General features: G+C 41.5%; 10 protein-coding genes. 2 read left to right on the top strand and 8 right to left on the bottom strand.

Annotated features, from left to right (window positions below; genetic code table 11):
* Positions 1-366: 366 nt before the first annotated feature.
* The 3 genes from HMPREF9184_RS01980 to HMPREF9184_RS01970 form a co-directional block, all read right to left on the bottom strand.
* Positions 367-2,073 carry a CAP domain-containing protein gene (locus HMPREF9184_RS01980; RefSeq protein ID WP_001080723.1) on the bottom strand — a complete coding sequence of 569 codons (1,707 nt, stop codon included), beginning with the start codon at positions 2,071-2,073 and terminating at the stop codon, positions 367-369.
* Positions 2,074-2,881: 808 nt separating this feature from the next.
* Positions 2,882-4,849: a peptide ABC transporter substrate-binding protein gene (locus HMPREF9184_RS01975; RefSeq protein ID WP_001256756.1), complete on the bottom strand. Its 1,968-nt coding sequence runs from the start codon at positions 4,847-4,849 to the stop codon at positions 2,882-2,884.
* Between the two features lie 168 nt (positions 4,850-5,017).
* The gene (locus tag HMPREF9184_RS01970; protein ID WP_001156806.1) at positions 5,018-6,628 is read right to left on the bottom strand and encodes a glycoside hydrolase family 13 protein; all 1,611 of its coding nucleotides are present in this window, start codon (positions 6,626-6,628) and stop codon (positions 5,018-5,020) included.
* A 151-nt stretch (positions 6,629-6,779) separates the two neighbouring features.
* Here HMPREF9184_RS01970 and HMPREF9184_RS01965 point away from each other — a divergent pair, with 151 nt between their 5' ends.
* Entirely contained in the window at positions 6,780-8,264 is a 1,485-nt protein-coding gene (locus HMPREF9184_RS01965; protein WP_000743584.1) for a DUF1846 domain-containing protein, read from the top strand.
* Positions 8,265-8,398: 134 nt separating this feature from the next.
* On the opposite strand, the gene HMPREF9184_RS01960 is transcribed toward HMPREF9184_RS01965, so the two are convergent.
* The 5 genes from HMPREF9184_RS01960 to HMPREF9184_RS01940 are packed head-to-tail and all read right to left on the bottom strand — an operon-like array spanning position 8,399 to position 12,327.
* Positions 8,399-9,430: a sensor histidine kinase gene (locus tag HMPREF9184_RS01960; RefSeq protein ID WP_001007872.1), complete on the bottom strand. Its 1,032-nt coding sequence runs from the start codon at positions 9,428-9,430 to the stop codon at positions 8,399-8,401.
* Positions 9,397-10,095, bottom strand: a complete 699-nt coding sequence (locus tag HMPREF9184_RS01955) for a response regulator transcription factor (protein WP_000404919.1) — start codon at positions 10,093-10,095, stop codon at positions 9,397-9,399. The genes HMPREF9184_RS01960 and HMPREF9184_RS01955 overlap by 34 nt, the downstream gene beginning before the upstream one ends.
* Positions 10,096-10,107: 12 nt before the next feature.
* Positions 10,108-10,830, bottom strand: coding sequence for a hypothetical protein (locus tag HMPREF9184_RS01950; protein ID WP_000588333.1), 723 nt, complete (start codon positions 10,828-10,830; stop codon positions 10,108-10,110).
* The gene (locus HMPREF9184_RS01945) at positions 10,830-11,618 is read right to left on the bottom strand and encodes a lantibiotic ABC transporter permease (RefSeq protein ID WP_000665369.1); all 789 of its coding nucleotides are present in this window, start codon (positions 11,616-11,618) and stop codon (positions 10,830-10,832) included. Before HMPREF9184_RS01945 ends, HMPREF9184_RS01950 begins: the two co-directional genes overlap by 1 nt.
* A gap of 1 nt (position 11,619) precedes the next feature.
* The gene (locus tag HMPREF9184_RS01940) at positions 11,620-12,327 is read right to left on the bottom strand and encodes an ABC transporter ATP-binding protein (RefSeq protein WP_000400160.1); all 708 of its coding nucleotides are present in this window, start codon (positions 12,325-12,327) and stop codon (positions 11,620-11,622) included.
* Between the two features lie 296 nt (positions 12,328-12,623).
* On the opposite strand from HMPREF9184_RS01940, the gene HMPREF9184_RS01935 reads away from it, so the two are divergent.
* Positions 12,624-13,106: an S-ribosylhomocysteine lyase gene (locus HMPREF9184_RS01935; RefSeq protein WP_000032565.1), complete on the top strand. Its 483-nt coding sequence runs from the start codon at positions 12,624-12,626 to the stop codon at positions 13,104-13,106.
* Positions 13,107-13,198: the final 92 nt, after the last annotated feature.

Raw genomic sequence — 13,198 nt, 5'->3', positions numbered from 1 at the left:
CTAGAATAAAATTAGCCACCGGGTGTACGAGAATAAATAGGCAATCAGTTTGGTTCTCAAGAATCTATTTGGACTGATGGAAAATAAAATCCAAGACATCCCCCTTTTCAAACCTTCCTATAAGATAAAAATAAGATTAGCAACGTCTTCGATCGCCTAATTCTAAAGTAAAACCGGAAACTACTAACAGCCTTATAAAAGCCAGCAAACGCAATTCCTTTGATTTCCGTGGCTTTCATAATTCTAAGAAACAAATCTTTATCTCTCTGAATAAAAATGGAGAGGATAGTGATTGTCCTCTCCAAATCTTAGCTAACATCAATCCGCTACAATTAACACAGAGCTTGATGAAGTTAGAAATTCATTTTATTTGTAATTATAAGCCCAGTAATAGTCCCCGTTTCCACTAACTACTGCTGCTACAGCTCCTTCTGTCGCATTTGGATCCAAAAGCAATTCTCTCAAACCGCCATTTGCCCATTTCTTGACAACAGCAGCTGCATCTTGATCGCGACGACCAACAAAACCTGAGCTGTCGTATTGGCGAGAAATCTGGTTTGCTTTTGGTAGAGCTTGATTTTGATAAATCTCATCTGACCAAGTCAACTCTTTCAAACCCTGTTCTTTACGAATTTCATTGATCGCAGCGAATGCTTCTTTGGCCTTTTCCATATAGTAATAATTCGTATCATCCGTCGCAGCGACGCGGAAGACAAATTTTACATAACCAAACTCTACATCGCGGTATTTTTCTTCATCCACTCCACTCTTAAGGTTGGCGACTAAAACATAATCTCTAGCCCAAGGATCATTTTTGGTTTTCTCAAAGATTTCCTCGTCTTCAATTTCCCAAGTGACCTTCGCATCCCAACCCGCGTTATCTAGAAACCTAGGATTTAATTTTTCGATCACATAGTTTTTGAATTCCTCGACATTTTTGAAAGGAAGTGCTTGTCCTGCTTTGGCAGTTTCGACCAGATTAGTCGAATACAGTTTCACGCTAGAGTTTTGATCGCTATAGCTATACTCATCATCTACGGGATTTGAGTGTAAATTCGGATCCAATGCCGGATCTGTTGGGTCTGTCATTCCATGCAACTTCCACGCATCCCCCATCCACTTCCAATAAGCTGTGTAACCTGTAACTTCGGCGTTTGATTCAACATAGTAATAATGATCAGTACCATAAAATGCATACTTTGGATCATCCTCCAGGATCTTATCACCTGGTTTTCCTGGCGGAATGACTAATTTGGGTTTACTTCCATTTGGAGCCCATAGTAAGTGCTCTAAACCTGGTGCTGGTTTTTCAACATACGGAGGAATCTGATTTTCACTCGGCTCATCTGTTGTTGTCAAACCTGGGGTCTCTGGACCAGAGGGATTGGTTGAATTATCTGGTTTTGGTGTAAAAGGATCCAACTCACCATCTGCTCCATTGAATGGTGGATTTTCTGGAAGTTCGATTGTCCCCAAGTCAAAAGGAGCATATTCGCCATCCGCACCTCCGTAAGACGGAGTCTCTGGAAATTCAATAGTGCCTGAATCAAAAGGTTTAAATTCCTCATCAGCTCCATTGAATGGTGGATTCTCTGGAAGCTCCACCGTACCTGGATTTTCTAACTCCAACTCTTTGTTATTATCCGCAGATTTCTTGACAAACACCCAACGACCATTTTGGTAGTAGTAATAATCCCCATTTTCTAATACATAGTAATGGTAGCCATTCTCGTAACGATAGTGGCTATCATTTACTAAGTTGTTAGTTGAAGAATTGTTGTCACGATTGTTTGTCAGTGGTTTCCACTCACCATCACGGTAAATATAGTAACTACCATCACTCATACGGTAGTAGTAGCTACCATTCCAGTAGAAATAGCGACCGCTATCTGGCTGTCGGTAGTTGTTTCGATTCCAATAATTATAACTATAATCCCAATCATCAAAATCATAGTCCCAACTATGACGGGAATCCCAACGATTATCCGCATGAACCGTTGGTGTTACAGAAGCTGAAACTGCAACTGCTGTCGCCAGAGCCGCTCCCGCCAAAAGACCATATTTTCTATTCATTTTAAATTAAACCTCCAAAAAAGAACCGTTGGTCATAACGTTCGGAAAACTTTTGTGCACTATTCGTTTTTCGGACTATAAACAAGGAATATATTTTATAAAATATAAATTGGATTTATTGAACACTTTTTTTATATTTATTGCGTTCAATAACAATTATAGCACTTTCATAATTTAAAATCAAAAAAAATAACATAGTTACTATTATTTTTAAAAAACAGTAGTTTTACTTGTTAAAATAAGCATTTTATAGTTTTAGGTTTAAAACTATAAAATACTAGATGCTCACTTAAAAATTATTTCAAATTCATCTGTATTGTATAAATATACTTAAATTAATTTGTTGTATAAATATTAAAGTTCGTTTTTTGAGGTTTCTACTTGCCCTGCTTGTGAAACTCAAATGGAGAGATAGAATAATCTATAGATGACAGGAACAACTATAATTATTTTCAAAGAGCATCAGTTTAAGTGTTATAACCGTTCAAAAGCCAATTAAAAAACTTTTATAGCCGTGACCTGCTTATCAGTTTTTCATTTCAACTTCAATTGTCATTCAAAAACTCAATGACTTTCATTTTGAATTTGGCTCTCTCCATCTTTCTGAAATCATGTTCTGAGCCATGGAGATAATCAAAAAACTTAAAACAACACACACTATCTGGCGATTCTTGCTTTTCACTTTTAAAACTGAGGAATTCTTAGCTCATCAGAAATACAATTAAAGTTTCTGGTTTTACGACTACTGCTGTCTCAAAAACAAAAAAGGAAGTACAGATTTTCTGCAACTTCCTTTTCTTTTTATAGACTATTTAACGTGTTTTTCTAGCTCTTTTTGGTATTTGGCATTTGTTTCAATCTTTTCTTTCTGCCATTTCTTGAGAGCTTCTTCATATTCTTTTGTAGTTACGACATCATTTTGCAACTCCAAACCTTTGAAGACAAATGGGTCTCCCTTGATTCCGACTTGAGAGTATGCTTTTGAGAATGGTACAGTACGGCTAACAGTTGGAGAACCACCTGAAGAGGCAACTGGAATCAAGAGCGAACTATCCGATACCCAAGCTTGAGCTTTAGCGTATTTCTCGTAACGCTTATTGAGGTCGCTTGTTTCAGCTGCGGCATCATCCAAGAGTTTCTTGTATTCGTCTAGACCAACTTGAGCCATCACTTCTGGATCTTTGCCACGAGTGATACCCAAGTGCTTGAGGGCAGAACCCTTCTTAGCATCAAGAATGTTTAGATAGGTAGCTGGGTCTTGATAGTCAGGTCCCCAACCAGTTCCGTTCAAGTCATAGTCTTTTTGAGATGGCACCTTGGCTTGAGACGTAATGCTCATTTTCTCATTATCTGTCATTTGAAGGACATCGACAATGACATTCTCCGTACCAAGTGATGATTCGATAGACTGCTTGAGTGAGTTGGTTTGTTGAACGGCGATGACATCGGTCTGTTCAACTGGAACATCCAAACGGATTGGGAAGGTCACACCCTTAGCCTGCAATTCTGCTTTAGCCTTTGCAAAGGCTGCCTTGGCTTTTTCAGGACTGTAAAGCGTATCCTTACCATCAGTAAGGGCTACATCTTTCCATTGGTCTCCATAAGAAACCAGCTCTGCTTGTGCCAACTCTCCAAATGTCTTTTCACCTACTTGAACGTAGTCATGAGGTACTAGACTATTACGGATAATTTTATCCGCACCTTCTTCACCATTCAACTGAGCCGTGTAAGAATGACGGTCAAGGGCAAAGTTCAGCGCTTGACGGAAGTTCTTGTTGAGAAGAGCTTCTTTTGTTGATGTTTTTTGAGCTTCGTCTGTTTTAGCTGTTTTATTGTAAGACTGGCGGTTTACGTTAACAGTGAGATAGTAGCTTGTCGCTTCTTGTGGACTGTAGACAATCTTATCTCCGTACTCTTTCTTAGTTGACTCAAAGTTTGAGCTTGTTGGGAAGAGACGAGCTGTTGTATAGGCACCTTGTGTAAAGCTACGAATCAAGGACTCTTGGTCGGAACCATCATAGAAGGTTAGTTTGATGTTGTCAATCTTAACATTGTCCTTGTCCCAATAGTTTGGATTCTTTTCATATTCAATGACTGATTTTGAAGTCAATGATTTCAAGAAATAAGGACCGTTATAAAGGATACTTGATGGGGTTGGCGCACCGTAGTCGCTCCCTTTAGAATTCAAGAATTCTTCATTAACTGGAAGCATGGTAGCAGTTGTAACTTTAGAGTTCCAGAAACTTTCTGGTTTGTTGAGCGTATATTCAACCGTGTAATCGTCAACAGCCTTGACTCCTACAGTAGAGAAATCATTGCTTTCTCCACTGATATAGGCAGCCAAACCCTTGATAGAATCTTGAAGAAGAGAGAGGCCGTCTGATTTACCATCAGCTGCGTGTTTCAGACCAGTAACAAAGTCTTGGGCTTTGACCTCAGCATACTCTTCTCCTTCAGAAGTATACCATTTTACACCCTTACGAAGTTTGTAGGTGTAGGTCAAGCCATCTTTAGAAACGGACCAGTCTTCTGCAAGCGACGGAATCAAGTTCCCGTATTTATCGTTTTCCAAGAGGCCATCGACAACGTTGGCTATAACGTCAGAAGTTGAGCTCTTGCTCGTCACGCTGTAGTCCAAAGATGATGGATCTATTGCATAGACATAAGAAAATGTCTTGGGAGCATCAGCCTTCTTTTCACTTTGCCCACAAGCAGTTAACAGTAGGGCCGCACTCAAAACAGCACCTGCTCCTAAGAGCCACTTTTTCGATCTCATAAGTAATCTCCTTAAAGATAGTATTTTCACCATTATACCCTATTTTTTTAGAAAAGCAAGAACTTTCGGATAATTTTTTAGAAAATTCTAACAAATATTTTTTAAAGATTTTCCTACACAATTTTTAGTAAAAAACCTCAAGCTTTTATAGCTTGAGGTTCGCTCATTTTAGTCAGTTATTTCAACACAGAAAGCATCCCATGGAGCCAAGACCTGTTTCTCAACTGTTTCTTGGGTCACAGTGTTTTCAATCAAGACCGATTTAACTTTTCCTTCTACTGAAAATTTTTGTTTTTCATTGGACAAATTAACCACGACTAGGAAGCGACGGTCACCGTCCTTACGGATATAAGCAAAGACCTTATCCGCCGTATCGAGTAATTCAAAATCAGCTCGAATCAACCAGCTGTTTTCCTTACGGATTTGGATGAGTTTCTGATAGGTATGGAAAATAGAATCTGGGTTTGCCAGTGCTTCTTGAACGTTGATTTCTTCGTAGTTTGGATTAACGGCTAACCAAGGTTGACCTGTTGAGAAACCAGCATTTTTGCTCTCATCCCATTGCATCGGAGTACGGGCATTATCACGTCCGATGACACGGATACTGTCCATAATTTCCTCTAGTCGAACGCCTTTTTCAAGAGCCTCACGCGCATAGTTAAGGGATTCAATATCTTCTACTTGATCCAGTGTTTCAAAAGGATAATTGGTCATTCCAATCTCCTCACCTTGGTAGATATATGGAGTCCCTCTCATGAGATGAAGCAAGATTGCAAAGGCTTTGGCTGATTTTTCGCGGTATTCTTGGTCATTTCCCCAGATAGAGACGATACGAGGAAGATCGTGGTTGTTCCAGAAGAGGGAATTCCAGCCGTCTTCAACTCCTAACTCTGTCTGCCATTTATTGAAGATTTCTTTCAACTTACTGATATTCAGCTCTTTTTGATAGTGCCACTTAGGTTGCCCTTCCTGATACTGAAGACAGATGTGTTCAAACTGGAAGACCATAGACAATTCTTGACCCTTCGGATCAGAGTAGAGCTTGGCAATTTCTGGCGTTGCCCCCCATGTTTCCCCTACTGTCAAGAGATCCTTATCCCCAAAAGTCGCCTGATTCATCTCTTTGAGATAGGGATGGAGCATGGGACCGTTATTGACTACCTTCTCATCAGGAATCTTGCCAATCATGTCGATGACATCCATACGAAAGCCACCAATGCCTTTATCAATCCAGAAGTTCATCATCTCATAAATTTTCTGGCGCAATTTTTCATTTTCCCAGTTGAGATCAGGCTGTTTCTTGCTGAAAAAGTGGAGATAGTATTGACCCGACTTTTCATCGTATTCCCAAGCAGACCCACTAAAGATAGAATCCAGATCGTTAGGCTCATCCCGCCAGATATAGTAGGCTCGCTCAGGACTGCCAAGATTTTCACAGGCCTCAACAAACCAGGCATGCTCATCCGAGGTATGATTGACCACCAAGTCCATGATGATACGAATATCACGCTTCTTAGCTTCTGCGATCAGTTGGTCCATATCCTCCATAGTCCCAAAAATACCAGCAATCGCTTGATAATCAGCAATATCATAACCATTATCATCCATAGGACTGTCATAAACGGGAGAAAGCCAAATCGCTGTAATCCCTAGTTTGGCTAGATAGTCTAATTTACTAGTAATTCCTGGCAAATCGCCAATTCCATCTCCATTACTATCCATAAAACTCTTTGGATAGACTTGATAGACTACGGCATTATGCCACCATTTTTCTTGCATCTTTTTACCTCATTATTTTAATATTCTATAGTCTATGATAGCGCTTTTTAAAACTTAGTGCAAGCGTTTGCCTAATTTTTTGATTCCTTTTTTACCTTTATAGTTTCCTAACTTCCAATTTTTTATTATAATGGAGGTCAGAGGTAAAAAAATGAAAAAACAAGCTTTTAGTTCTGAACAATATTTGAATCTACAACGCGATCACATTTTGGAGCGTATTAACCAATTTGACGGCAAACTCTACTTGGAGTTTGGTGGCAAAATGTTAGAAGATTTCCACGCTGCTCGTGTTCTTCCTGGTTATGAGCCTGATAATAAAATCAAGCTCTTGCAAGAATTGAAAGAGCAGGTTGAGGTTGTTATCGCCATTAATGCTAGCAACATCGAGCATTCCAAAGCACGAGGTGACTTGGGCATTTCCTATGACCAAGAAGTTCTTCGTTTGATTGACAAATTCAACGAACTGGGAATCTTTGTCGGCTCTGTTGTCATCACACAATACGCAGGTCAACCCGCTGCAGATGCCTTCCGCAATCAATTAGATAAAAACGGCATTGATTCCTATCTTCATTATCCGATCAAAGGATATCCGACGGATATGGACCACATCATCTCTCCAGAAGGCATGGGAAAAAACGACTACATCAAAACCAGTCGCAACTTGATTGTCGTAACCGCTCCTGGACCTGGTTCTGGAAAATTGGCAACTTGTATGTCCAATATGTACCATGACCAAATCAATGGTATCAAGTCTGGCTACGCTAAGTTTGAAACCTTCCCAGTCTGGAACCTTCCCCTTCATCATCCGGTCAACTTGGCCTACGAGGCTGCCACAGCAGACCTTGACGATGTCAATATGATTGACCCTTTCCATCTCCAAACCTACGGAGAAACCACTGTCAATTACAACCGTGATATCGAAATCTTCCCAGTGCTCAAACGTATGCTGGAACGCATTCTCGGTGAATCTCCATACGCTTCACCAACAGATATGGGTGTCAACATGGTTGGCTTCGCTATTACAGATAATGAGGCTGCTATCGAAGCCTCTAAACAAGAAATCATCCGTCGCTACTATCAAACTGTTCTTGATTTTAAAGCTGAAAAAGTCGGAGAAACTGCTGTCAAGAAGATTGAACTTCTCATGAACGACCTCGGTATCACACCTGCAGACCGTAAGGTTGCTGTCGCAGCACGCCAAAAGGCTGAAGAAACCGGCGGACCTGCCCTTGCTCTCGAATTGCCATCTGGTGACATTGTCACTGGTAAAAACTCAGAACTCTTTGGCCCTACAGCTGCCGCCTTGATCAACGCCATTAAGAAATCAGCTGATATCGCTAAAGAAGTAAAACTAATCGAGCCTGAAGTCGTCAAACCAATCCAAGGCCTTAAAATCAACCATCTCGGTAGTCGCAATCCACGCCTCCATTCAAATGAAATCCTGATTGCTCTTGCAATCACCGCTATGGAAAATCCTGATGCTGCGCGTGCCATGGAAGAACTTGGTAACCTCAAAGGAAGCGAAGCCCACTCAACCATCATCTTGACAGATGAAGACAAGAATGTCCTTCGCAAATTGGGCATCAACGTGACCTTTGACCCTTACTACCAATACGATCGCTTGTATCGCAAATAAATGAACAATGCTGGGAAAAAACTCAATCTGAGGGAAAATCCAGTAAATCTTTACACGATAAAACATAAAACGCATAATATCAAGTTTTTTTGAACACTTGGTATTATGCGTTTTATGATTTTTTCCAACCTCACTTATTTCAATGAAATTGTCAACTCGACACAGGCTCCTCCTTGGTCTGGATTGAGCAGGGTCAGACGACCACCATGCAAGAGAGCCACCTGCTTAGAAAAGGCTAAGCCGATACCATGATGGGGATTAGCTGAATTGCGACTTTGGTCATTCTGGTAAAAAAGCCGTTCCGCTCCCAGCAGCATCTCCTCTGAAAATGAAGGGCCGTTGTTCCAGATCGCAAAAACCAACTGGTCCTGCTGCACTGATACCATCAACTTGACTTCCTTTTGATCTGGGTCAGCATGTTCAAGCGCATTCAGTAAAATATTGAGCAAAGCCCGTTTAAGATAGTCCAAATGAATCGACAAAATCAGACTGAGATCGCAATCTTCTTGGAGATAAAAACAATAGCTTTCCTGTTTGCTGAACAGTGCCCAATCGTCCTGTAATTCAGCCAAAAAGTCCTCTAAGGAAAGCTGACTGAACTGATTAGCATCAATCTGAAAAGTCTTAGCGTAATCAATCAAAGAGCTACAATACTCTTCCATCTTGTAACTAGCCCGCAAAATCTCAGCAGCATAGTCTGCCTGTGGCTGGCCCAACTGCGCCAACTCCAAGAGCTCAGCATTCCCCTTAATCACAGTTAGGGGCGTCTTCAAATCGTGCGACGTCGCTGATAGCTGTAAAATCAACTCCTGATTATGCTGCTGCTCTTTTTCTAGAAGACGAGCATTTTCTTGGTGGCTGCTCCGTAAATCGTTATAGACTTCTAGCATTTCCTCAATCCGAAAAAGCTGACTTTGATTTTCTTCTAAAAGCTTCTTGCTCATTAGCATTTTTATTTCCCTGTCGATTTTTCGGAGCAATTTCAAAATATGATAAAAAGTAATCAGCAGCAAACTCCCTGCCCAAAAGAACAAGGTGAAAAGAACGTGATCACTTCCTTGCGTAAATTCATAGCCTATAAGCACAAAAATCAAAACATGGAAAAAGACGATTTTTAAGCTAGTTGTCCAGACTAGGCTTTTGAAATTTCGTGTTCTAATTGCCATCTATAGCCTACTCCTCTCACTGTTGCGATTACTTGTAGTCCTTCTTGTTTGCATTTTTGGCGAATTTGATATACGTATTCTGAGATGGAGCGAAGCTGTGTTTCTGAGCTTTCTGGGTAAAGCAAGGTATGCAGGCGTTCAGCTGAAAAGGTCTGCTTGGGATTGCTAGCTAGTAAATGCAGCAACTTAAACTCTCGCTCTGAAAATTTCAAGACTTTACCAAAACAGGCAACTTCATAGCGCTCTGGATAAAATTGACAAGAAGCAATTTCAGAATAGCGCTCCTCCCGTCTTTCCTCCCGCCGAAGATGAGCTCTGACACGCGCCAGCAATTCTTTGGTCCCAAAAGGTTTGACAATATAGTCATCTGCTCCGCGAAAGAGCCCTTCCACCTTGTCCGCCTCCAATTCCTTAGCCGTCAGAAATATGATGGGGCACGAAAGATGAGGACGAATGTAGGAACACAGCTCAAAACCATTTACAGGCTCCATCATCACATCCAGTAGAATCAAGTCATATCCGACAAAATGCGTCAGCTCTAGCTCTTCTATCTGATCAAGCGTCGTCACATCATAAGCATCAAGCTCTAGGACGCTTTTCACCAGCCTCAAAATGCTCTGGTCGTCATCAACCACTAAAATACGATACTGTCTCATGATTTCCATTATAGCATACCTCTAGCGAACATCTCGTTTCAAGGTTAAGAATATAGCAGAGCTCCAAACCAAAGCTAGCCAGAACAGCTGTATTCCCAGCCCTGATAGATCTATTGAATGCTGAAGTCCTTCATACTCAAAAAGATTGAGCGTAGCCAGATCGGGCAGGTATTTTGCTTCCTTGATGAACGTTGCCAATAAACGGCTGAGTCCAATCAAGAGAGGAAAGAGCACCGACACCGGCACAATCCAAGATTGAAAGAGCAAAGCGAGTCCAGCTGCTAAAAAAGCCAGAAAAAGATTGCTGAGAAGACCAAAAGAGCTGTAATAGAGGAAGTTCCCCAGTAAGGACCAGCTAAAGTCTAGGTCAAATCGAGCCAGCATAACAAAGAAACAGCTACTTATAATGACACTGTAGAGAACCAAGAGCAGCAAGAACAGAAAAAGGAATTTCCCCGCCAACCAAGCCTTTCTATTTGATACGATTAGAAAATTCGTTCGCATCCCTGACTTGACAAACTCCTGGGCAAAATAGAGGGAAGTAAAGATGACGATGACAGGTTGCGCTAGATAGAGGGCATGCAAAGCCTCACTCAGAGCCTTTGTCTGGCCAACTGCTGTTTGACTATAGTCAAGATTCATCAGAAAAAATGGAACGACTACCAGAGCCATCAAGGCGGCACCAAGAGCGAGATAGTAAGAACGGAACTTAATCCATTCACTTCTAAGCATAGCTTTTATCATTAGTATCGCCCTCCTAAATCCGTCTTCAAAAAGCGCAGAGAAGTCATGCCGCCGATGACTAGTAACCATACGCCTAGTATCAATAGTCCTTGCAAGGGATTGTTGGCATATTGGGAAGTTGGCGTTGCCACAAACAACTCTCCTGCTGGCTGTGGCAAATAAGCCCCCCAACTCGTGTGAGCTGTCAGGTAGTTTCCTAGATTATAGATCTGTGGCACGAGAAAAAGCAGCGGAACTAACATGGTCCGAGCCAATAAACCTAACAAAAATGAAAGGATTCCCAATAAGGTCAGAGATAAGGTTTTCCACAAAATCAGACTCCAAGCTGCCTGATTGAGCAGAATCGGATCAAGCCCTTCCTTTCCTAAAGCCAGGTGCATGACCATATAACTAAAGTAAATCGATAAAAAGCTACTGGCAAGAGAAAAGCAAGCAAAGGTCATAAGTTTCCCCACAAGCACCTTCAGGCGGTTATTACAGGTCAAAAGACTGGTTCTCAAGCTATGAGACTGAAATTCCATAGCCCCCAAAATTCCAGCTAAGATGACTAAAACCATGCCTGCCATAGAAGCCCCATTGAGGCCTAAATATTCCAGCGGGTCAATGGCTTCTGCCAGGCCGGGAACCGTCTCAGGCGTGGCATCCAAGCCGACAGATAAATACTGTCGACCCTCCAGCCAAGATACGGCAGGCACCAATAGCAGCATGAAGGCCATACTCACTTTGAAAGCTTTGGTTGAGCGGATTTTCAACCATTCTGAATGCAATAAGGACAGCGTTTCTTTCATCTTAAACCTCCTCTGTCAAATCAAAGAAGAGTTCTTCTAGACTGTCTGAATCTTGCAGCACCTCTTCCAATCGTCCCTGCTCAATAATTCGCCCATGATGAATCAAGACTACATCATCAGTCACCATTTGCACCTCTGACAGGATGTGGGAGGATAGAAGTACCGTTTTCCCTAAATCAGCCTGCTGACGGATGAACTTTCTAAACCACTTAATCCCACTTGGATCCAGTCCATTGGTCGGCTCATCTAATATAAGAAACCGAGGATCACCCAGCAAAGCCGCTGCTAAACCCAACCGCTGACCTTCCCCCAGAGACAGGCTTGACAAGAGGTCCTTCCTCTTATGAGCAATTCCTGTCATCTTCAAAACCTCATCAATCCGAGGCTTGGGAATAGCATTACTCGCCGCAATAATCCTCAGGTGGTCATAGACCTTTCGATTTGGCAGACCTCCAATGCCATCAAAGGCTGCACCTACCGTTCTGAGCGGATAGGTCATTGACTGATAAGTTCGCCCATCAAAAGTCGCCATCCCTGCTGTCGCCCGATCTAACCCCAACAAAATCCTCAAGGTCGAACTTTTCCCTGCACCATTTGGGCCCAGAAAGGCTGTAATCCGACCACTTCTAGCTGTAAAAGAAATATCTTTTAAAATCTGCTTGTTACCCTGCTTTTTGCAGACTCCTGCTATTTTCACTATATGTTCCATACTGAACTCCTTTATCTTTATTTTCTCCAGTATATCCAATCTAGTTCAGAATTAGTTCAGAGATTAAACAGAAATTTCAGAAAAAATTGATCCACTTTTCAAAAATCACCTTAGTTCCACTAGAAAAAACTAAACTTTTCTTTCACAAGGTATTCTTCTCTCCATTCTTTCTTTATAATTCTGAGGTTTATGTATGGAGACTTTATTATCATTCTAGTATCAAAAAGTCATTTATCAAACTCCATCAAGAACAGGCTTTATGATATAATGAAAGAAGAAAACTGAAAGGAACTACCATGTCAAAAGAAGTTATTGTTGAAAGTTTTGAACTTGACCACACCATTGTTAAAGCACCCTATGTTCGCTTGATTGGGGAAGAAACAGGGCCAAATGGAGATGTCATTTCCAACTTTGATATTCGCTTGGTGCAACCAAACGAGGACTCTATCCCTACCGCTGGCCTTCACACTATCGAGCACCTCTTGGCCAAACTCATCCGTACCCGCATTGACGGCATGATTGACTGCTCACCCTTCGGTTGCCGTACTGGTTTCCACATGATTATGTGGGGACGTCACACCAGTGCTGAGATTGCGACCGTTATCAAGGACTCGCTCAAGGAAATTGCTGAGACTACTACTTGGGAAGATGTCCCTGGAACAACTATCGAATCTTGCGGAAACTACAAAGACCACAGCCTCTTTTCTGCTAAAGAATGGGCTAAACTCATCCTGGAACAAGGTATTTCAGATGATGCCTTTGAACGTCATGTCATCTAAACAAAAAAAAGGAACCAGTTTTTCAGCTGGTTCCTTCTTTTTTTCTCAAAATTTTGTCTTATACTCAATGAAAATCAAAGAGCAAACTAGAA

It is taken from the genome of Streptococcus sp. oral taxon 058 str. F0407 (assembly GCF_000235485.1).
In the GTDB taxonomy this organism is placed as follows: Bacteria; Bacillota; Bacilli; order Lactobacillales; family Streptococcaceae; genus Streptococcus.
The sequence above is the reverse complement of the archived record's forward strand: the minus strand, read 5'-3'. Positions and strand labels throughout refer to the sequence as shown.